The 22,251-nt window shown below is 47.2% G+C and carries 19 protein-coding genes and 1 tRNA gene; 11 read left to right on the forward strand and 9 right to left on the reverse strand.

Annotation, left to right across the window (positions count from 1 at the left end):
• Positions 1–48 precede the first annotated feature (48 nt).
• From PSE6802_RS0114165 to PSE6802_RS0114195, 7 genes are all read left to right on the forward strand, one after another.
• On the forward strand, positions 49–3,699 hold the full coding sequence (locus tag PSE6802_RS0114165; RefSeq protein WP_019500718.1) for a WD40 domain-containing protein: 3,651 nt from the start codon (positions 49–51) through the stop codon (positions 3,697–3,699).
• 611 nt (positions 3,700–4,310) lie between these two features.
• Positions 4,311–6,629: a transglutaminase TgpA family protein gene (locus tag PSE6802_RS0114170; protein WP_019500719.1), complete on the forward strand. Its 2,319-nt coding sequence runs from the start codon at positions 4,311–4,313 to the stop codon at positions 6,627–6,629.
• Positions 6,630–6,690: 61 nt separating this feature from the next.
• Positions 6,691–9,048 (forward strand): DNA helicase PcrA, encoded by a 2,358-nt coding sequence (gene pcrA / locus PSE6802_RS0114175; RefSeq protein WP_019500720.1) that lies wholly within the window; start codon positions 6,691–6,693, stop codon positions 9,046–9,048.
• Positions 9,049–9,181: 133 nt separating this feature from the next.
• Entirely contained in the window at positions 9,182–9,778 is a 597-nt protein-coding gene (locus PSE6802_RS0114180) for a TIGR02466 family protein (protein WP_019500721.1), read from the forward strand.
• A gap of 926 nt (positions 9,779–10,704) precedes the next feature.
• Complete coding sequence (locus PSE6802_RS0114185; RefSeq protein ID WP_263970350.1) at positions 10,705–10,905, forward strand: helix-turn-helix transcriptional regulator; 201 nt, start codon at positions 10,705–10,707, stop codon at positions 10,903–10,905.
• Positions 10,906–10,907: 2 nt separating this feature from the next.
• Entirely contained in the window at positions 10,908–11,414 is a 507-nt protein-coding gene (locus PSE6802_RS31120; protein ID WP_019500723.1) for a KilA-N domain-containing protein, read from the forward strand.
• Between the two features lies 1 nt (position 11,415).
• Positions 11,416–11,718 (forward strand): hypothetical protein, encoded by a 303-nt coding sequence (locus tag PSE6802_RS0114195; RefSeq protein WP_019500724.1) that lies wholly within the window; start codon positions 11,416–11,418, stop codon positions 11,716–11,718.
• 132 nt (positions 11,719–11,850) lie between these two features.
• Here the strand turns inward: PSE6802_RS0114195 and PSE6802_RS0114200 are convergent, their stop codons facing one another.
• The 7 genes from PSE6802_RS0114200 to PSE6802_RS0114230 form a co-directional block, all read right to left on the reverse strand.
• Positions 11,851–12,444 (reverse strand): hypothetical protein, encoded by a 594-nt coding sequence (locus tag PSE6802_RS0114200; RefSeq protein WP_019500725.1) that lies wholly within the window; start codon positions 12,442–12,444, stop codon positions 11,851–11,853.
• On the reverse strand, positions 12,441–13,130 hold the full coding sequence (locus PSE6802_RS29005; RefSeq protein WP_019500726.1) for a site-specific integrase: 690 nt from the start codon (positions 13,128–13,130) through the stop codon (positions 12,441–12,443). Before PSE6802_RS29005 ends, PSE6802_RS0114200 begins: the two co-directional genes overlap by 4 nt.
• 244 nt (positions 13,131–13,374) lie before the next feature.
• Positions 13,375–13,458, reverse strand: a tRNA-Leu gene (locus PSE6802_RS0114210).
• Between the two features lie 92 nt (positions 13,459–13,550).
• Positions 13,551–14,405 (reverse strand): glycosyltransferase family 2 protein, encoded by an 855-nt coding sequence (locus PSE6802_RS0114215; protein WP_019500727.1) that lies wholly within the window; start codon positions 14,403–14,405, stop codon positions 13,551–13,553.
• Positions 14,406–14,829: 424 nt separating this feature from the next.
• The gene (locus PSE6802_RS0114220; RefSeq protein WP_019500728.1) at positions 14,830–15,858 is read right to left on the reverse strand and encodes a lipid II:glycine glycyltransferase FemX; all 1,029 of its coding nucleotides are present in this window, start codon (positions 15,856–15,858) and stop codon (positions 14,830–14,832) included.
• Positions 15,859–16,359, reverse strand: a complete 501-nt coding sequence (moaC, locus tag PSE6802_RS0114225; protein WP_019500729.1) for a cyclic pyranopterin monophosphate synthase MoaC — start codon at positions 16,357–16,359, stop codon at positions 15,859–15,861. It abuts the gene before it with no gap.
• 100 nt (positions 16,360–16,459) lie between these two features.
• On the reverse strand, positions 16,460–17,659 hold the full coding sequence (locus PSE6802_RS0114230) for a CPBP family intramembrane glutamic endopeptidase (RefSeq protein ID WP_019500730.1): 1,200 nt from the start codon (positions 17,657–17,659) through the stop codon (positions 16,460–16,462).
• Between the two features lie 100 nt (positions 17,660–17,759).
• Between PSE6802_RS0114230 and yidD the strand changes: the two genes are divergently transcribed.
• Positions 17,760–17,993, forward strand: coding sequence for a membrane protein insertion efficiency factor YidD (gene yidD, locus PSE6802_RS31990; protein ID WP_071592297.1), 234 nt, complete (start codon positions 17,760–17,762; stop codon positions 17,991–17,993).
• Here yidD and PSE6802_RS0114235 read toward each other — a convergent pair.
• Both PSE6802_RS0114235 and PSE6802_RS0114240 read right to left on the reverse strand, forming a co-directional pair.
• Complete coding sequence (locus PSE6802_RS0114235; protein ID WP_156815522.1) at positions 17,911–19,320, reverse strand: O-antigen ligase family protein; 1,410 nt, start codon at positions 19,318–19,320, stop codon at positions 17,911–17,913. The two genes, yidD and PSE6802_RS0114235, sit on opposite strands and share 83 nt — an antisense overlap.
• A gap of 255 nt (positions 19,321–19,575) precedes the next feature.
• Positions 19,576–20,415 carry an alpha/beta fold hydrolase gene (locus PSE6802_RS0114240; RefSeq protein ID WP_019500732.1) on the reverse strand — a complete coding sequence of 280 codons (840 nt, stop codon included), beginning with the start codon at positions 20,413–20,415 and terminating at the stop codon, positions 19,576–19,578.
• 92 nt (positions 20,416–20,507) lie between these two features.
• On the opposite strand from PSE6802_RS0114240, the gene PSE6802_RS29010 reads away from it, so the two are divergent.
• The 3 genes from PSE6802_RS29010 to PSE6802_RS0114255 all read left to right on the forward strand — a co-directional run bounded on the left by PSE6802_RS29010 (position 20,508) and on the right by PSE6802_RS0114255 (position 21,931).
• The gene (locus PSE6802_RS29010; RefSeq protein WP_019500733.1) at positions 20,508–20,849 is read left to right on the forward strand and encodes a Uma2 family endonuclease; all 342 of its coding nucleotides are present in this window, start codon (positions 20,508–20,510) and stop codon (positions 20,847–20,849) included.
• Positions 20,850–20,915: 66 nt separating this feature from the next.
• Positions 20,916–21,347, forward strand: coding sequence for a 2Fe-2S iron-sulfur cluster-binding protein (locus PSE6802_RS0114250; protein WP_019500734.1), 432 nt, complete (start codon positions 20,916–20,918; stop codon positions 21,345–21,347).
• Positions 21,347–21,931, forward strand: a complete 585-nt coding sequence (locus PSE6802_RS0114255; protein ID WP_019500735.1) for a thermonuclease family protein — start codon at positions 21,347–21,349, stop codon at positions 21,929–21,931. Before PSE6802_RS0114250 ends, PSE6802_RS0114255 begins: the two co-directional genes overlap by 1 nt.
• Positions 21,932–22,251 lie beyond the last annotated feature (320 nt).

The following is a 22,251-nucleotide window of genomic DNA, read 5'->3' on the forward strand; positions in this document are numbered from 1 at the left end:
CAAAAGATCGGGTTAAAATGTAACGCAGACGCAACATGGCTCGTACTCATGACTCCCAAAGAGGCTTTAGCGCAACTCGACACCCTTTTACAAGGAGCAAAGCTCAAAGATATACAGGAAACTGTGTTTAGCTATTCCTGGCAAGGATGGACTTACCCGCAAATCGCTCAGCATTTGAATTACGATGTCAGCTATATCCGCGATGTTGGTTACGAGCTATGGCGACAACTCAGTCAAGAATTTGGCGAGCAGGTTACTAAGAAAAACGTGCAGGCCGTATTGCGACGGCAAATGCTTCAGACTGAACTGGTACATGCACAAGCACCCAACGCTAATGCTATCCATTCAGAACCCGATCCCATACCCAACTTATCAGAAGAACCTGCCAACTACGATAATCGCAAATATTGGGGTACAACTATTGATATTCCATTATTCTACGGACGCGCGACGGAACTGAGCTGCCTGCAACAGTGGGTGGTTGAAGATCGCTGCCGCTTAGTATCGGTAGTGGGGATGGGTGGTATTGGCAAAACTACATTAGTGGCAAAACTAACCGAGCAATGCCAGGATCGGTTCGACTTTCTAATTTGGCAATCTTTGCGCAACGTTCCGCCGATCGCCGAGGTACTGGTTAACTCTATTCAATATCTCTCCCACCAGCAGATAACCATACCGTCGCTATCAATTGGAACTCTTATTTCTCAACTGATAGAACTTTTACGCTCGTCTCGCTGTTTGTTAATATTTGATAACTTCGATACGGTTCTGGGCGCTAACGCGGTAAATGCGTTACCAGACTCTGGATTGGGTTCTGATGCCCTGCAATATCGACCAGGATGCGAGGGATATGCAGAATTACTCAGAAGGGTAGGGAGCGAACTCCATTCTAGTTGTTTAATTCTAACCAGTCGAGAGAATCCCAAAGTATTAACTCCCCTAGAGGGAGCTAACCTTCCAGTGCGCAGCTTACTTTTAACCGGCTTAAATACTTCAGAGATCCAGGAGATTTGCCAAGCCGATGGTTGTTTCTCGCAAACAGAGACCGACTGGGACGATCTGACCGAGATATATGCTGGCAATCCCCTCGCGCTCAAGATCGTCTCCACCACAGTACGCGATCTATTTGATGGCAGCATTCCAGAGTTCCTAGCACAGGGGACGATCGCATTTGGCGATATCAACTTACTCCTGGACGAACAATTTCATTGCCTGTCAGACTTTGAAAAGCAAGTAATGTACTGGCTGGCAATCCATCGCGAATCGGTGTCGTTGACAGAACTGCGCGAGGATTTTGTGCCAATCCCACCGCAGCATATTTTACTAGAGGCACTACTGTCTTTGTCACGGCGATCGCTAATTGAGAAAAGTGCTGGCAGATTCACATTGCAACCCGTAGTGATGGAATACGTAACGGAACAACTGCTCGATCGCATCTGTACTGAATTGGCAACGCAGGAACTGGATTTGTTTATCAGCCATGCCCTGATCGAAGCTCAAGCTAAGGATTACGTGCGTGCGAGCCAAACCCACCTGATTTTAGCACCCCTGGCCGCACGCCTGATCTGTCAGTTTCGCTCCAAAACAGAAGTAGAGCACCAACTCAAGCAAATTTTATTTAAACTGCGATCTCAATTCCCCAGCACGGTTGGATATGCAGGCGGCAATCTAATCAATTTATTGAATCAACTCCAAATCGACCTAACTGGTTATGATTTCTCTCACTTGAGTGTCAGACAAGCTCATCTCCAGGATGTCAATCTACATCATACCAACTTTGCCTATTGCGATCTGAGTAAATCTACATTTGCTCAAACCTTTGGCAGTATTCTATCTGTAGCATTTAGCCCTGACGATCGACTGCTAGCTGCCGCAGGTACCAGTGAAGATATCCACTTGTGGCAATCGATCGACGGACAAGAGTTATTTACGCTCAAAGGACACAAAAATTGGGTTCTGTCAATCGCATTCAGTCCTGATAGTCAACTCCTTGCTAGTGCGGGCGAGGACAACTCGATCAAGCTTTGGGATGTTCGAGATGGGAACTGTCTCCTTACATTATTAGGACATACCGACTACGTCCATACCGTTACTTTTAATCCAGACGTGCAGGTGCTTGCCAGTGGCAGCATCGATCGCACGATTAAACTATGGGATGTTCAGACTGGTGAATGTCTCAATACTCTACACGGTCACGCCAGTTGGGTCGAATGCGTTGCGTTCGACCCTACCGGGCAAATTCTCGCTAGTAGTGGCGGCGATCGGGCAATCAAACTATGGGATACGATCGCGGGCGAGTGCATCCAGATGTTATCTGGACATGAAGCCCAGGTTAGTTCTATTGCCTTTAGTCCTGTTGACAGGATGCTCGCTAGTTGTAGCGGCGATCGGACAATTAAGCTATGGGATATCCAGACGGGTCAGTGCCTGAAAACACTGCGCGGGCACGGCAGTCAAGTCTGGTCGATCGCCTTTAGCCCGGACGGGCAAATACTTGCCAGCGGTTCCCACGATCGCGCGATCAAACTGTGGGATGTCAATACTGGCGAGTGTTTGAGAACTTTACAAGGACATACCAGTCAAGTCCGCACGATTGCGCTCAATTCCTCAGGGACAGAATTGGTAAGTGGGAGTGGCGATCAAACCATCCGGTTTTGGGATGTTAGCACGGGACAATGTCTTAAGACCTTACAGGGTTACAGCAGTCGCATCTGGTCGATTGCTTCCCATCCTTCTGGCGTGCAACTTGCCAGTGGCTCCTACGATCGCATGGTGCGGGTATGGGATGTCAGTACGGGAGAATGTCTCAACACCTTAGCGGGGCATAGCAGTTGGGTGCGCTCCGTGGCATTTAGCCCTGATGGAAAGATTCTGGCCAGTGGGAGTGGCGATCAAACCGTCAAGCTTTGGGATACGAATACCGGGCAATGTTACCGCACCCTGTCAGGACATAGCAGTTGGATTCGTGCAGTTGCTTTTAGTCCCGACGCTCAAATTCTAGCCAGCGCTTCTCACGATCGAACTATTCGACTATGGGATCTCAACACCTATCAGAGCGATCGCATCCTGTCGGTGAAGACTATCTGGACGAGGGCGCTCGCCTTTGCCCCGGTAGGCAAATCCGACAATCCCCATGAAACTTTCGTAGTTGGTTGTTGGGATGATAACACATTGGGACTTTGGCACGTACAAACTGGCGAACTGCTAATGACCTTTGCCGGACATACAGCGCAGATTTGGTCGGTGGCTTTCAGCCCTGACGGTCAGACCCTTGCCAGTGGCAGCCGCGATCGCACGATTAAACTGTGGGACGTGCGTACGGGTCGGTGCTGGCAAACCCTAGATGGACACGCAGGCGATATCTGGTCAGTGGCTTTCAGTCCCGATGGTAAGATGCTTGCTACAGGCGGTGACGATTGCAAAGTTAGGCTTTGGGATGCGCGTGCGGGTCAAGTTCAGGCAATTTTGCAAGGGCATCATGGCTCCGTGCAGTCAGTTATTTACAGTCTCGATGCCCGAACGCTTGCGAGTGGGAGCGAAGATGAAACGATTAAAATTTGGGATATCGCAACTGGTGGATGTCTGAAGACACTGAGAGCCGATCGCCCCTACGAAGGTATGAATATTATGGGCGTTACCGGATTAACTGAAGCTCAGAAAATGACGCTGATTTCACTTGGTGCGATGGAGGAAATATAGCGGTTTTCAGATGAAAACTGCTATAGAGAATCACATTGGTGCTATTTGGCATTTTGTTCGTCATTACAATGCATCCTTACTTCTTTAGGACTACCCCTTTTTTATATCCTCTGATCGCTGTCACTGTTATATAGCGTTTTGCAATTGAGAAAGGCGTTAGTTTATGGGGTGAAGGGGTTCCACCCCTTCTTGGGGGCAAAGCCCCCAAACCCCCTACCTCTTACGATCTGAAAACCGCTATAACAATGAGATTGGTTCGAGAGCATTTAGCTTTTCGGGAAAATCAGGTAGTTGATGCAGTGCTATATTTATAGCCGTAGACAGATCTGTTAGGACAGGGGGTGTGGGGGCGCAGCCCCCACGCAGGGGAGGCAGGGCAGTCTTGGGGGTTCCCCGCTAGAGCCACTGCCGTGTGGAACCCCTGCACCCCGTCCTAAGCCTATTGGCTATAGCTATAATTCAGATCTGGATTTATGCAGCTAGATCCTCCAGCCCCTTTAAAAAGGGTTCTGGGATTTTACCCTCTTACAACAATTAAGAGGGTAAAGAGATCGAGAAGATTTCAGATCTCAAGTGTGTAAGTTCCACGGATATTTAAACAGGACTAGAAAATGTCTGCCGTTACCAATACACTCAAACGCTTTCCGCCTTTTCGCAATTTCCAGCACTACATAGAATCGCAACCGTTACCCGAGGCGGAGGAATCGATCCCGCTCAGAGTCATGGTGCAATTACTGGTATTTGTCGGAATTGCCGCCAGTGATGTGGCAGGGAATACTAATAATAGTGTCTGGGCAATTCCATTCAGCGCGGTAGGAGCAAGTTGGGGTTGGTACGCACGGCACAGGCGGAATATCTTAGTCAAGTTTTTAATTGCGATCGCCATGATCGCGATGTTAGTGTCATTTCTCGGCAGCCTGATTACTCAAGCCGAAGAAACCAGGTTATTGCTGGCCAAACTGCTGATCCAGTTGCAAGTATTGCATAGTTTCGATCTACCGCGCCGCAAGGATTTGGGATATTCGACGGTTATTGGGCTGATCCTCTTGGGCGTTGCAGGCACGCTCAGCCAGACTACGATCTTCGGTTTATGGTTACTGCTATTTTTAGCGATCGCCGTGCCAGTTCTCATTCTCGATCATCGCTCGCGCTTGGGAATTCCCACACCCAAAATACAGTTTAAAAGTATGGGCATGGCTCCCCTACCGATGTTGGGGCTATTGGTGGCAGTTACAGTCCTGGGGTTGGGTATTTTTGCTCTACTGCCGCGATTGCCGGGCTTTCAATTGCGGAATTTCCCTGTTAGTGGCAATGTCACCATTCAACGCCAGATACCGGCTGGTGGGATTGTCACCCCTGGCAGAACCCGACGGCAGGGACAAGGTGGTGGGGCTGGTAATAATAACGAGACGGGTGGAGATAGCGCCACCGAACCAGCAGTCTTGCCTCCCTTATTCGGTACCGAGATTGATGAAACCAGGAACGTGCCGTTAAAACCAGAACTGGTGATGCGGGTGCGATCGCAGGCAGAATTATTTTGGCGCGTGCTGTCCTACGATGAATATACGGGTAGGGGCTGGCGGATCTCGCGTAACGATCGATCTCAGATTCGCACTCTGCGCCGTCAGGTCTTTAACTACGAGTTTTACCTGCCGGACGCGCCCGGCCTTTTCCCAAGGACTGGAGAGATTAGGGATGTCGTGCAAACATATACGATTGTGGCAGAGAATCTTCCCAATCTCATCCCAGCCGCGTTTATGCCCACCCGACTTTACTTCCCCAGCGAAGAAGTGGATTTTGATAGCGAGGGCGGTCTGCGCGCGCCGGGGCCTCTACCCGTCGATCTAACCTATACGGTAATCTCATCTGTACCATTTCGCGATCGCACAGCTCTAGGTAAAGCTTCGCAGAGATATCCCACACCGATTCGCTCCTTCTATCTCAAGGTGCCTCCTGCAATCGCAGGTGCAATCGCGGCCAAGGCTCAGGAGATCCTGGACACAGCCACCAATGTTGTGGGCGATAAAAAGCTAGAGTTTGATAATCCCTACGATAAGGCTCTATATCTAGCCCAAACCTTAAAACAACGCTATCGCATTCAAGATTTGCAGCTCAGTGCCACACCCTCGAACGATCCGAATAGCGACCTGGTTTTGCAGTTTCTCAAGCAGGGCGGCGGTCAGCCCAGCCACTTTGTCAGCACTATGGTATTAATGCTGCGATCGCTCGGCATTCCAGCCAGATATATGGTGGGCTTCGACCCGGGCAAATACAATCCATTCACTGGATTGTATGAAGTGATGAATACCGATGCCCATTCGATGGTGGAGGTGTTCTTCCCACGTCACGGTTGGATTGCTTTCGATCCCGTGCCGGGGAGGAATCTATTTCCTGCTTCCATTGAGGAAGATAAAACATTTAGTACCTTACAAACTTTTTGGAATTGGATAGCGGGCTTTTTACCATCACCTGTAGTGGGCTTTTTTACCGTCGTATTTAATACCATCGGACGCTGGATCGGTAGCGTATTTATCGGGTTGATGAACTGGCTGATTAACCTGGGTTGGACGGGGTTTATTGTCGGTGCTTTGATTCTATTCTCTGTAGTGCTAGGTCTGTGGGGAAGTTGGCAGGCGATCGTCTGGGGACTCGATCTCCTGCGCCTGCGTCGCCTGGAGCCAGTCCAGCGCACCTACCAGTTGATGCTGCGCTTCCTGTCCGAGCGAGGTATGCGTAAATCTCCGCATCAAACTCCACAGGAATATGCTTTACAGGTGATAAATCGCGTGCAACCGCATCAAGCTAGTGCAATTCTAGAGATTACCAAGGCATATCAGGATTGGCGCTACGGCGATCGCGCGTCTAGTTGGAGGTATCTGCGATCGCTGCTAAATAAACTGCGGCAGCGCCCGAGCCGTAGCGATCGCTAACTTATGCCATTATGATCTATAGTTTGCCATAACCCGCTCAGTTCAAAGAACCTTCTGCACCATGAGTTCTAAATTCTTAAGCCATTTAAACCCCTCGCAACAAAAGGCAGCCAGCCATACCCAAGGCCCACTGCTGGTGGTGGCTGGGGCAGGATCGGGTAAGACTCGCACGCTCACCTACCGCATTGCCAACCTGATTTTGCATGGCGGGATCGATCCCAGTAATATTCTGGCGGTAACTTTTACTAATAAAGCTGCCCGCGAGATGAAGGAACGCATTGAGGCATTATTTGCCCAGGAGCAAGCTTTAGCAAAACACGGTTGCACCTACGCAGAACTAGGGGAGTTTGAACAAAAGCGGCTTAAATCGGAGGTTTATCACAACTACACCAAAGACCTGTGGATCGGCACATTTCATAGTTTGTGCGCCCGCATTTTGAGGTTTGATATCAATAAGTACGCCGATAGCAAAGGGCACGTATGGCAAAAGAACTTCTCTATTTTTGATGATTCTGATGCCCAATCTCTCGTTAAAGAGATTGTCACTAAACAACTGAATCTAGACGATAAGAAGTACGAACCTCGTTCCGTCCGCTTTGCGATCGGTAATGCCAAAAACCGAGGCTGGACACCACAACAGCTAGAAGCTAACGAGCCGGGGCTGCGCGGTCGCACGATCGCTCAAGTTTACGAAATCTATCAAGAGCGCCTGGCAACCAATAATGCCCTGGACTTCGACGATCTCATCTTTATCCCCGTACAACTATTTCGCCAGAACCCAGAAGTGTTGAACTACTGGCATCGTCGCTTCCATCACATCCTCGTCGATGAATACCAGGACACCAATCGCACTCAATACGAACTGATTCGCCTGCTCGCCACTAATGGAGTCAACAGGAAAGATTATGATTGGAAGGGGCGCTCTATCTTTGTGGTGGGCGATGCCGATCAATCGATCTACTCTTTCCGTCTAGCCGATTTTACAATTCTGATGGAATTTCAAGAGGCATTTGGCGATCGCCTCCCCGATGACGAAACAAAAACCATGATCAAGCTAGAAGAAAATTATCGCTCGGTGGCGAATATCCTGGAAGTAGCAAACCAGTTAATTGAGAATAATACACAACGAATTGAGAAAACGCTCCGTCCTACTCGCCCTGAAGGTGAAAAGATCGTCCTGCATCGCGTCAACGACGAAATTGACGAAGCACAATACGTCAGCGATCGCATTCGAGCTATCCAAGCGGAAATTCCCGACTGTCATTTAGGACATTTCGCGATTCTCTATCGCACGAACGCCCAATCGCGGCCATTTGAAGACATGCTGGTACGCTGGAACATCCCTTATCACATCGTCGGCGGTCTGCGTTTCTACGATCGCCGTGAAGTTAAGGACTTATTGGCCTACCTGCGCGTGCTTGCCAATCCTGCGGATACTGTCAGTCTATTACGGGTAATCAACACGCCACGACGCGGTATTGGAACTGCGACGATCGATCGACTGGTGGAATCAGCGCAAGCCCTAGGTATACCGTTATTCCAGGTTTTAACTGATGAGGCAACCGTGAAAACTGTAGCGGGGCGATCGGCCAAACCCGTCCTGGCATTCGCCGACCTGATTCAGAAATGGATGGATTTGGCGGGTTCCATCTCAGCGACTGAAGTAATTCAAGGTATCATCACCGAGTCTGGTTACGCAGCGGATTTGCAAGCTCAAGGTACGGACGAAGCCGCCGATCGCCTATCGAACCTACAAGAATTGGTGAACGCGGCAATTCAGTTTGCCGAGGAAAATGAGGATAACTCATTGGAAGCCTTTTTAGCTAATGCGGCACTTGCATCCAGTTTGGACGACTCGCCTGAAGATAGCAAAAGAGTAACGCTAATGACCCTACATTCCGCTAAGGGATTGGAGTTTCCCGTTGTCTTTCTGGTGGGATTGGAGCAGGGGCTATTCCCAGGTTTCCGATCGCTAGCCGACCCCATGCAGCTAGAGGAAGAACGCCGCCTACTGTACGTGGGAATTACCCGCGCCCAAGAGAAGTTATTTCTCACCCATGCCCAGGAACGCCGCCTGTACGGCAACCGCGAGCCGACCAGCCCTTCGCAGTTTCTGGCGGAATTACCCAAGGAACTGCTGAGTGGTAGCGGCAAGAATAAACTGCCGACCTACAAGCGCATTGGTTCGGTTAACAGCCTGGATCGCCTGCAAAAGAATGCCAAATCGTCTAGCCAATCGCAGCGATCGCCCTCCGAAAATTGGCAAATTGGCGATCGGCTCGAACATGAGGCTTTTGGTGAGGGCGAAATCACCCACATATTTGGCGAAGGAGATAAGAAATTTATTGCCGTCAAGTTTCCTAAGATGGGGCGCAAAATAATTAATCCTAAACTCGACCCGATTCAGAAAGTGACTTAGGAGATTTCCATAAAAAATATACCGATAATTGCAGAGGTATCGCCCCATGCCTACCCTAAATCAAAGGGAGCAACCATAAAGGATTACCCCTACATCCCATTTTAGAACCATATTTGAAACTATACTGAAAATTATGTCTAATAGAAGCGACTGGTTTCCCACTTCCATCTGGCATTTTGATGTAGACAACTTTCTGCCACTTAACAAGCGATTATTAGAAGCAATCCTGGCAGAGAGGAAAAAAGATCCGCAAGGAGTTTTACTATCAAATGCTGGTGGATGGCATAGTGCCGATAATTTTCAGACCCGCACAGAGTTTAAGGATATTGTGAGTTTAGTTGCTGACAAGGCTCTCCAGGTAGTGCAGGAAATCAACTGGGATCTCTCAAGGGTTAAACTTACCGTGCATAGTTGTTGGGCAATTGTTAACGGTAGGTTTGCTTCTAACTACATTCATACCCATCCCAACTCTCTCTTAAGTGCCGTCTATTACGTCCAGGCTCCAGAAAACTGCGGCGGGGTATTTTTCCGCGATCCTAGAGAAGCCGCCCATGTATTCTTACCACCTGTTGCCGAGGTATCGCCTTGGACGCTACAAAAAGTCACCTTTAAGCCAGTTGAAGGCAGAATCATAATTTTTCCCAGTTGGCTCTTGCATGGTGTGGAACCCAATTTCAGCGATCGTGATCGCATTAGCATGAGCTTCAATATTGGCATGCAAGCAACTTAAGCAGGCAGAAATTAAGACATGGCACTACTAATCTTTTTCTCTCTCCTAATCGTCGCAATCTCAATTTGGTGTTATTGCTCCGGCAACCTGAGATATTACAGGAGATACGGTTGTTTCAAGGGTCACTACCTAAAAAATGCACGCTCTATCATTGCCGGAGCAATATACCAATTCTCTAAAGCTATACTACGGATTTAGATCCCCCTAAATCCCCCTTAAAAAGGGGGACTTTAATTAGTTCCCCCCTTTTTTAAGTAGGTTAGGGGGGATCTTCACGTACACTGGTAATAGATACATTTAGTGTGACTTCCATCTATAGCCATAATTCTTAGAATTGGTATTATATAAAATCCGGGTATATACTTATTAGACTTTATCGGCAATAAAAAAGCAAAATGCCATCAAAAGCTTATGCAGCAAGCATTTCGCTTAATTTTAGGTCATTCCTGAAAGCCTTGCTGTAGCGGTTTTCAGATGAAAACGAGAAGGGGGTTTGGGGGCGTTGCCCCCAAGAAGTGGTTTCACCCCTTCACCCCGTCAATAAAACCTGTTCTCAATTGAAAAATGCTATACACAAGTCTTTGACTATTTACGATTAAGTCTACTATTTAACCGGATTTCATATCACTGGTGCAAAACATGCCTTTATCACTTCATCCCAAGGCACGGCATTGATTAAATTAACCGCCAGTGCTTCTAATGGGTCATTTACCCTTACAGGGCGAATTGGTGGACACATATGGGTTCTCCTATTGCGTTTTCTTGGTTCTTTGCTAGGGCGATCGCGACTTAATGAAGCGATCGCCTTTACTTTTAGAATACTACCGTAAGAGTTTTTATGGCGTCAATACTTTTTCGTAAATATTTGTTTGTAAGGACATTTACGGTAAAATATTGATATAAGCTTTTACATGGGAGAAATACCAATGTCACGAGTAGCGTTACTACGCAAGAAATTAGGGATAACTCAGCGTCAGCTTGCTGACTCTGTAGGTGTCACAGAAACTACTATCCGTAATTGGGAGAACAATAGAAACGGTGTTGATTGGTTTGTTCGTATTGCCAAACTGTGCGAAGCCTTGGAATGTCAGCCTGAAGAACTCTTTGATTATGAGGAGGTCAAATAGTCATGAACTTCATCCAGCACGTATACAAGGCCGTCACGATCGACCAGCGGGACATTGACGGCTATATAAACCTAAACGAGATGGCTAATGCCACTGGTAAGCGCATCGACAAATGGTTAACCAACCAATCAACTCAGGACTCGATCGCTGAATTTGAAAGTTTAACTCCCCCGAATTCGGGGGAGTTAAAACCTGCGATCGTCACTCAAGAGGGTAGATTTGGGGGCGGCACCTGGGCGCATCCCGATATTGCTATTCAATTTGCTCAGTGGTGCAGTCCCAGCTTTGCTTTGCAGGTTTCCAAGTGGGTTAGAGAATGGATTACCACAGGCAAGCGGCCTAGCAGTGAAGACTTGGAAGCTATGAGCGTAGGGCAACTGCAATACGAGTTGCAACGAGCTAGAAGCTGGTACAAGCTGATTGACTGCCATCTCAGTATGGTTAAGGAAAGGTCTTTATTTGAGGCTATCAAATATCAGCAGTCAGAGATCGATTTAGAGGTTGAGTAACATGACAGTAGAGAGATGGACAGATGAGAGATTGGATCGGCTGGCTACAACCGTTGCGGAAAACAGCGAGCAGATCGCTCGAAATGGCGAACAGATTAGGGAATTGCGGGAACTGTTTTCAGAGATGCGGTCAAGTCAAGCAATGCTACAACAGGAACAATCTGAGGCTAGTCGCCAATTTATGCATATGATTGGCATAATCTCCCAACAGCAGAGCGAGATAGCGGGTCTGCGCACTGAGACTAATCGCATGTTAGATATCTTGATCAACCAGCGCCAGGGCGAAGATGATGAGGGTGGCTGACAAAAAGCCCCCAAGTGCTTGGGGGCTTTTTGATTGTTTAATTATTTTGGCTTAACTTCATTTTCAAAAAGCTGAGCTACCAATACTTTGGCGAGTGGTTGGTGGTTACAGTGTACCAAAAAAAAATTGAGATTACAACTTCTTCAAAAACTCATTAGCTTGTTGCCTACCTATTTCTAAAAACTCTTTGTAACTTATTCCTTGGCATCTAGCTCCTATGCGATAAAAGCTTTCTGACGCTGGACTGTTACTGCTATATAGCCAGTTATCTCCTGAATAATTTTTTGTTGGTGGTTGGGATAAATAGTTCCTAATGTGAGAAGCATGAAACTTTAACCCATCAATAAGTTTCGGGTAATATTGCCTTAACAAATCATCTTGGATGAGCAATGAACCTTTCATCCTCTCAGCTTCAGCATCTATCTCATTTGCAATTTCAGTAATTCTTTGTGAATCAATCGGCTGATCGCGTATTCTAGTTAACGGCCCTTTTTGAACAAATTCATCACTTAATCTCCAAACACTAGAGCTATTCAAAGCGTCTGAAATTCTCTTACAATCGCCAGAGACTAAAGCTGCGTTAAAAAGCCGTTTGCCAAGGAACATCCAAAACAAGATTCCACCTATGCCTAAGACCAATAGCCCGTATCTGAGCCAAAGCTTTCTGTTCCGTTGCTGCCGATCGCGCTGCTGTTTCCTCAGTTCCTCTAAGTCTCTACGTTTCATAGGTCATCAATACTAGGAGGTTTAGGGCGATCCGATCGCATCATCAATGCTTCGTAGGCTCTCTGATGATGACGATGCGTTATCCATTGATGATAAGTTGTCGAATGTACCTGTACGCTATGTCCCATCTGTTGCGCTGCTAGGGAGATATCTAAGCCAAATTCAAGCGTTCTGATCGCCCATGCATGGCGCAGATCGTAGGGTTGAAATGGTATTCCCACTCTCTTAAAAAACTTATTTACCTTTGCCCCCAAGTAGGTGTTATTCTTCGCTGCCGCCGTTGGGCGCATACCGTTAAGCAAATCGAATTGCTCTACCCACTCTGGAAAACATGCCCACACCTGGCGAGCGCCTGTCTTACCATCCAGCACCGTAGCGATCGGCATGTCATCGATGCTGAGGTTAAATGCCTCATGGGGACGCAAACCATATGTAGCCAGCATTCCGTAGATCCATTGCCAGGGGCGATCGCTGATTTTGTAGTACCACTGCACGATCGTGCGATCGTCTGGTAGCTCCCTGGGTGTTACTTTGCTGGGTGAATAGCTGCCAGAGTAAGGTTTTAGGTCGATGCCGAGCTGGGCAAATCTGGCTAGCGCCCCCAAAGCTATGCAATAGCGCTTTCTTGTGCGCGTGTCCGGTTTGGTGTCTAGCATGGCAGCGGTTAAAATTTCAGCGGTTAGCAACTTGCCTTTCGGTAACTTGGTAAAGACTGCTGCATAGTCTTTCTCCCATGTGGTTTCTGTTTTTGGCGATCGCGATCGACGGCTAAAGTAATCTGTTTCAAATCTCTCAACCCAAGCTTTAATCGTGTCAGATCGTTCGATTTGTTCGATTCGCGTTTTTAGATCGCGATTTTGCCTTTTATATCAATCATAGAACTTGGACTAAAATCAGGACTAAAACTCTAGTTTGACGTTCCATAAAACATGGGGGTGGAGAGACTTGAACTCTCACGACTGTTAAGGTCAACGGATTTTAAGTCCGCAGCGTCTACCATTCCGCCACACCCCCAAAGGGCTTTGTCATTTTAACGCAACTTGTAACGCAACAACAGCGATCGCTTTAAAGAATTTTCTAGTTACTCGGGTGAATTTCGACATGAATTAACTGCGCGTTAACCCTTGACTGTAATGGTTACCTATGTAAACCCAAACGGGACGCAAAAATGGGAAGACGATCTCGGAAATCTGACGCACTTTGCGATCGCGAATGCCTTTTAATAACTTCTTGTAATTTGCCAGGATAAATATGTCCTTGATACAGGCTCCGAGGGCATAATTTTCGCCCACCAGCCGCCAGCCGTAGCCCTCGTCTATACACCTGCGCCGCAGTTGGGCAAAGTTATAGTCGTGGGTATGGTAGACAAAACCTTCGGAGTAGACGATCTCGTTGCCTTTTTTGTGTATGCGCCCCTGAAAGCCCTTATCCTCAAAAATATCCATTTTGCCAAAGGGATATGCTTGCCACACAGATCGCCGGATAGCACAATTAACCGTGGAGAATCCCATGTTGTGATAGGTACTAATCCAGTTTTTCGCTTCTGAGGTGAAGTAAAACGTCTCGCCGCAGGAGTCCCAGAAAAAACGCTGCATGTCATGGCGTTCCCTAATGCCACCCTGCACCGCCGCGATCGCTGCATTGTCAACCATAGGCTGCACCATCAGATCCAGCCATTGACGATCTCCGGGTTCGGCATCCTGGTTGATAAAAAGTAAAAATTCACCTGTAGATACCTCTGCACCTAGATCGCGGGTAAGTCCATGATTGAATTCGCGGTTATCGATCTCGATGAGTTTAATCGGAAATTCCTGCAATACCTGTTTAGTATCTGGACGGGAGCCGGAATCGATAATTACTACTTCGTAGGATTTGCTAGTCTCTTGGGTATATATTGCCTGTAAAGTGCGCCGTAATAGGTCACCACCGTTGTAGGTGGGAATAATGATGCTGGCATCCATGAAATTTCAGTAAAATTGCAAAACGAAACGAAGAACTCAAGTTCTTGGCTGAAAGCTCAAGTCAGTTAAAACTGACTGAAATACCTAGCCCCTAATATTACCTGGCGACTAGAAATCGCGGCTACACAAACAAAGTTTGCCTGCTCGGACTCCGAGAAAAGGGGGGTATAGCTATAGCCAACAGGCTTAGGACGGGGTGCAGGGGTTCCACACGGCAGTGGCTCTAGCGGGGAACCCCCAAGACCGCCCTGCCTCCCCTGCGTGGGGGCGCAGCCCCCACACCCCCCTGTCCTAACAGATCTGTCTATGGCTATAACAAACCAGGGTTTGGTATTAACCTGTTGAAACAGGTTTTAGCTCTTAGCCTTGAAATTGATTTCAAGGATTTTTTGATTGTGACACTAAAGTATAGATGCTTAGAATCCTAACAAGTGGTGTCCCCGACAAAATTTTGAATTAAGCCGATCAAAGTATCTGCCAGGCGATCGTAGAAAAAATAATCGTGGGCACCAATGGTTTTAACCACTTTGCCACCAAACTTTTGCTTAAACCGCGAGAACTTGTAATAGGCGTGCTGCGGGTCATTACTAAAGCCGTAAAAGTCATAAGTTTTACATCCTCTGGCTTTAGCCCTTTGGATGGCTGCCCAATGGATGGCGTAGCTTGCCATCACGTGGGGCGCTCGATCGCTACGCCCGCCATAGAGATAATAGGCGCGATCGCCCCAGTACAGGACTAAAATAGCGACGAGGGTCTGCCCCTGCCATGTTGCCAAGCCAATTTCAGCTAGATCGGCGCGGAAGAGCGTTTGACAGAGGTTAATAAAAAAGCCGTAGGGTTCGCCAAAGAATTTTTGCCGCTCCACCGTCTCCCAAAATAAATCGTAGAATTGGGGAATGGCCGCATCCGCCTGGCTAAATTGCGTTTCTACACCGTACCGCCAACTCAAACGCAGGTTGTACCTGCCCTTGGGATGCATGTCGGAGAGCATTTGTTCTTGAGATTGGCACAGATCGACAACCAGAGTTTCGCATGGGAAGGTATCGGCGATCGCGCGCGCAAATTCTGTCCCCAGCCATTGCGGCGTTTGCTCTAGGAGCGGTTCGATGCGCAGGGCGATCGCGCCCCACTCTTTAGCAATTTCCTCTGCCTGTTTGAGTAATAGCTCTATACCTTCGACTGCCCAGCGATCGCTCAGGATGGGACCACCTGGCGCGAGCAAAAGATTAGCTTTGCTGTGGTGGGGGAATAAATAAAAAATACAGCCCCCAACCAGGATGGTGGAGTTGGCATTATGGCTAAACAGACCATAACGGAATGTTTGATAGCCTTCCAGTTGTTTGAAATCCGCCCAAGCCCACGACTGCATAAAGCAACTATGAGGGGCAGCTTGCACCAATGCTTCCCAAGCCTGGCTTTCCGTGTTAGTTAATAAGGCAACTTTTAGATGCAACTAATTCCCTTCAAGCTCCCTGGCATTGAACTCACCGGATTTGCCACCACTCTTATGCAGCAAGCGCACGCTAGAAATGACCATTGTTTTCTCTAGTGCCTTTGCCATATCGTAAATCGTAAGGGCAGCAACGGTGGCGGCAGTGAGTGCTTCCATTTCCACGCCAGTTTCAGCCTTAGTTTTGACCTCTGCCTCAATTTGGTAGCCAGGAATATTTTCATCTAGCATAATCCGCACATCAACCGCCGATAGCGGCAAGGGATGGCACAGGGGAATCAGGTTGGCGGTATGTTTGGCAGCCATGATGCCTGCTAGTCGCGCCGTACCCAAGACATCGCCTTTAGGCACATTACCCGCTTGAATAGCATCTAGCGTCGTAGTTTTCATAGCTATTTCGCAGACAGCGATCGCACGTCGGATGGTTGGCTCTTTGGCAGAGATATCAACCATATGCACGGCACCTGTTTCATCCAGATGAGTCAGAGTTGGGGCAGAATCCATATAAATTTTAATTTCTAGCTCTAATCACTATTTTGAGCTACAAACTCCACTTTTTACACAGTCGTGAAGGCAACAAAATCTAGATCCGCGCGATCGCATCTCATAGCCCATCGTTAGCCAAATAAGGAAGAGTCGCATCATTTCTAGGGAAATTCTTGAATATAAAATAACCTAAAAGAGGAGCAGAGACAGCTAATAGAAGAACTCGTTGACCTAATATTGGTTCCATAAAATTTTGGTAATCATTTACAGTAACTAGTGCGTTTCTTTGTACTGGTGATTTGCCAAGGAAATCGATAATATTAAAGATTAAAATAATAGAATTATAGAAACAATGACAAAGAATTGGCGTAATCAGGTTGCAAGTTTTAAAATATAAAATTGAAAAAATAGCACCTCCAATAAAGAGAGAAATAACATCATATCGAAAGTGAATAATCGCAAATAGTAGAGATGAGGTAATAATTCCTGCTCTTACTCCCCATTTGCTTACCCACTTTTGTAAAACTACACCACGGCAAAATAATTCTTCAACAACTGGAGCTAATAATACTGATGAAATACCATATAGAATAATCTCCAAAATATTAGATAAATGTCTTGAATTAAGATGTCTCTCTACATAATCTGGAAACACAAAAGACAAATTGTATAAGGTTAGAGAGCTGAAACCATAATTAAAAGGAATTTCTAAAGCAACGATAGATAATATCAATTTGAAATTAATACTATTTTTAGAGCCGACTATCTTATCAAGACTTAAGTTTGCTGTACTAATTTGCTTTAATAATATAAATACAAAAACAGGAATTAAGACTATACCTGCTATTCCTATAATTACCTTATCTCTAGTTAAATCCGAGAAACTTCTTTCGATTAAGAAGCTAACAGCCCATATTGTCGAGTAAAATATAGTGGGTAAGGCAATGGATAAAAATAATAATAACTCTGGTATATTAATCCCAGCAAATAGATCGCGAACTGAATTTCTGTTTTCTAGATATACTTTCTGTCTAGAAGGTATAAACAGTAGAATTGATAGACCGAATATGCTAAATAATCCTATCCACCCCCAATACTGAGAATAACCTTTGCTTCGAGTAAATAGTAAACTTCCTTTAACAAAGAGAACATATCCAGCTACAAACAAACCCAATATCGCCAGAGATACGATCGCAGGGAGCGTAGAAGGTATTACGGTCTTTGCTTGAATAAGCATTCCAAGAATTATTGATGGAAAATATTTCAAACCTAGTCCAACCAGGATTAAATTGATGGCTTTTTCCTTGCGATCTTCCATGTGGGTGATGTATTAGAAGAATTTTTAATGTCTAACCTTTAGACATTAAAATATAGAAATCTCGCGATTTGTAAAAAATTATTTTCTTGGGCTTAGTCCAATGAAACCCTTACTTCTAGGCTTAATTAAGCTCTATCGATTAGTGTTATCCCCGCTTATCGGCCCCTCTTGTCGCTTTCAACCAACCTGTTCCCAGTACGCTATGACGGCAATCGAAAGGTTTGGAGCGTGGCAGGGTTCCTGGTTGGCAATTAAACGGATTGGGCGCTGTCACCCGTGGCATCCCGGTGGTTACGATCCCGTGCCAGAGAAGTGTCAGGAGCATTCTCATTAGAGATCGTAAGATCGCGATCGCCGATCGCGCATGTGCTAACACCATAAACTCCGGCCAGCAACAGCCAGCTCAGAATATTTATCCTCGGCTCGTAAAACACGACATCTAACATGCCAAAAATTAGGTAAAGGGCGATCGCTACTACGGTCACTGCTACTAAACCCTTAATTTGAGGTGATAGTTTAGCTTTTAACCCCCAATAAATTATCCACCCCACTATTCCTAAAAATCCAAATAAGGCGGGCAAGCCCGCCCCCACTGCCAACGCCAGGTAAAAATTATGCTCGTGGGGCAATCCCTTCAGATCGTAGCCCTGTGTAGCGGCAATCAAGTCGAAACTGCGCAACCCCCAACCCTGGATCGGATGCTGTTGAATTAACCGCAGCGCATACTGCCACGCATCCAAACGATAGAGCGTCGAGACAAAATCCTTCTGACTGGGATCGAAGGTACTGGTCAAACGATTGATAAACCCGCCTGGGAATAAGGGTCGCAGCCATTCACCGCCGATTCCCAAAAAGGAACCCCATGCTGCCCAGGCGATCGAACCAGCGCTGAGACTCAGACCGACTACCAGATACCAAAAGCGATAGTAAATTGCCAGCACCACAAATCCCAGTGCCACGATCGCCCAGGCATTACGCGAACCCGCTAGCATCAGCGTCGCTATCCCCAGACCCAGAGCGATCGCTGCTATCACCTGTTGCCTCTTGCCATTACCAACTTTATCTTTGACTTTACCAAGCGCAAAGTGACAGGCGATCGGCAATACCAGAGCCAAATACAAAGCCGCCTCGTTATAGTGACCGAATAGGGAAGTTACGCGCCCATCTTGACTGAAGCCCAAGCTGATTTCATAACTGCCAAATAAACGCGGTAAGAACCAATTTGGTCGATTAATTAGCGCTTGAATTACACCTAAAGCTCCAACTGGAATCGAACTGACTACCCAAAGATAGGCGAGGTGCTGAAATTGGGCAGTAGTTTGGATGAGGAAAGCGGCGATCGCAAATAGCAAGAAAAATGGCAAAAAATTCCATAACCCAGTCCAGGCAACGGAAACATCGAAAGCCAGCAACGTGGCGATCGCCAACCATCCAGCCAGTACCAACCAACCGCGATTTACAGGACTGTCAAGATCCCGCCATCCCCGTCGCACTAGGAATAAACCTAGCAGAAACATGGCAAATACTGGCGAGACGGCATTATTTAAAGGCAAAATCAGTACCAGGGTTTGCAACCAGTACCAATAGAGATTTAACTCTGGATCTGGCGATCGCATCCAGAGATGCTGGCATATTTGCTGCGTTACTTTCGTTAAATTCAATCTGACAACTTACAAGTGCGATAGACTGCTGCAGAACTAACTAAGTAGCTGTTTTATAGCTATAGCCAACAGGCTTAGGACGGGGCGCAGGGGTTCCACCCCTGCGTGGGGGCGCAGCCCCCACACCCCCCTGTCCTAACAGATCTGTCCATGGCTATATGATAGAGCAACGGCAACATGCTATAGCGTTTTTCAATTGAGAACAGGTTTTATTGACGGGGTGAAGGGGTGGAACCCCTTGCTTCTTCGGGATGACTACAGCGTCGATCGATTAGTTGTTGCGATCGCTTGAGCGATCGCTTCAGCATGAGTAGAAATCAAAGCATGATCGGCTCCCGCCAGAATTTCTAGACGGGCACGGGGAATCTTGTCGGCATAGGTTTGACAATGCCAGAGGGGAATGGTGTCATCGAGTTCCCCAGCAATTACTAAGGTTGGGATATTGATGCGATGGATATCTTTTTCGACCGTATCGATGGCATCTTCAGGACGCAGGCGATCGAAGAGAAAAGTCTTAGCCACAGGCTGATCGACCAGTTCTCGGCGAGCATATTTGACGGTTTGAAACTGCTTGCGCTTGCCAATTAGGGTAGCAATGGGAGCAATCAGCGCTAGTGCGACATCTACTAATTTAGTTTCCCATAGTAGAGGCTTGAGGTGATTGTAACGCCCCACAAAGCTATCATCGCGAATTCCCGCTGGTGCGATCAGAAACATGCTTTTTAGATAGGAATTAGCAGCCATATTACTGGCATCATCGTCGGTATCCGATCCGGCGATCGCGTAGGCAGAGGCAGTCCAGCCACCATAGGAATGCCCAGCCAAATAGAATTCCTTCAGTTGCATCGCTGCGATGAACTCCCGCAAGAATTCCACTTGATGCCAAATTGTATATTTGAGCTTGGGTTTAGAAGACTCGCCGAAACCAAGTAAATCCAGCGCAATACAGTGAAATTGCCCGGATAATTGCTGTACGACTGGCTCCCACGCACTCGCCTCACCCAAAAATCCATGCAAGAAAACTATGGGTTGTCCTTCACCTTGCTCCAGGTATGCTGCCGTATATTCTCTAAGTGCAATTTTCTGTTTGTGCATAGGTTATGAGATCGATGGTAAAGCTTTTGCGTAAGTTCTGCTAAACAGATACCCATATTAGAATATTCAGTATCACGATCGCGATCGCTCCTATGACTCAACCTCTAGCCCAAACGACAACAGAGCGCCCAAGCTGGACAACTGCCGATCTGGAACTTTTGCCAGACGATGGCAGCCGCTATGAAATTATTGATAACGAACGGCGCGATTCCTTTCAGGATGCGTCCCGCCGCGATCTCAAGCTAAAACTTTACTCAACCCGAGGCGTGCAGGAGTACTGGGTAATTGACTGGAGATTGCGGCAAATAGAGGTTTATCGCCGCAGTCAAACTGCACTCGGACTGGTTAGCACTCTGTTCCCTGGCGACGAACTTACAACCCCTCTACTGCCTGGGTTTAACTGCCCTGTCAGCAATTTGTTCCCCCAGCAGTAATACGACCGAGGATTGCGCGTTCCTAACATGATTGCTAGTGTAGTGTTGACCTTCTAAATCGTATAAATGACAATTGCTAACAATCCCAATTATGGCGCAGGTAAGTACGTCAATCGCGGCGGTCCTGCCCGATACACCGTAACCATCCGCAATCGCCAGACTGGAGCCATCCATCAAATCCAGGTGAGCAGCGATCGCTACATTCTCGAAGCCGCAGAGGAGCAGGGCATCGAACTACCGTTCGCCTGTCGCAATGGTGCCTGCACTACCTGTGCCATGCGGGTGAAATCCGGCAGAATTTATCAACCCGAAGCGATCGGTCTATCGGCAGATCTGAAGCAGCAAAACTATGCCCTAGTTTGCGTTGGTTATGCCTGCTCCGACGTGGAAATCGAAACTCAGGACGAAGATGAGGTGTATCAACTCCAGTTTGGGCGCTATTTTGCCAAAAAACACCGCCATCGTGTAGTATTTGGTTTGCCTATAGACCACGACTAATGAGCAAGCAAGATCGCTCTATCGTTAGCAACCGTAAGACCAAACGCTATCGGCTCTGGTTGATTTTGCTGTTGTTACTGGTATTGCTCAATTTGGGCTTGGGTTGGTTTCGCGGTAATGCCGAACATAGTGGCGAAGCCTGGGTGGTTAAACGGGTAGTCAGCGGCCAGACTATTGAAGCTCAGCTTGCCAGCGACTCAACCGAAATAGTACAACGAGTTCGCCTGATCGGTATTAGCGCCCCTTTACGCGAACAGTCTCCTTGGGGAGAACGCGCCCAACAAAGGCTGGAAAAGCTCACAAACGATCGCAAAGTTATGCTTGAGTTTGACACCGAGCGTAAAGACAATTCAGATCGTTTATTGGCTTATGTGTGGCTGGACAATCGCTTGATTAACGCTCAAATGATTGAAGAAGGCTATGTTTTGGCTGAGTCCCTACCTCCCAACGTCAAGTACGAGAGAAAGTTTGAACTCGATCAACGCAAAGCCAGGCTCTTGGAAGTGGGAATATGGGATACGCGCAACCCGATGCGGCTTTCTCCAAAGGAGTTCAGACGACAATCCAATCAAAATTCTAATTAGCCCTATTCAAGAAGAGCATTTGGCGACTGAAGTCGCGGCTACACGAACAAAGTCCGCCTTCGCGGACTTCAAGAATAGCGTTTTTCAATTGAGAACTGGTTTTATTGACGGGGTGAAACCCCTTCTTGGGGGCAACGCCCCCAAACTGCCTACCCTGTCCAATCTGAAAACCGCTATAAAAGGCGAAACTAAAAAGGATTTGGGATGAGAAAACGATCGCTCTTGAGAATCAGGGAAGGTCAACCCCAGATCGCCAAACCCATAATAAAATAGGGTGGGCATTGCCCACCCTACCGATCTCCGCTAAGCTCTTTATCTCT

Origin of the sequence: Pseudanabaena sp. PCC 6802 (assembly GCF_000332175.1) — a bacterium.
GTDB lineage: Bacteria > Cyanobacteriota > Cyanobacteriia > Pseudanabaenales > Pseudanabaenaceae > PCC-6802.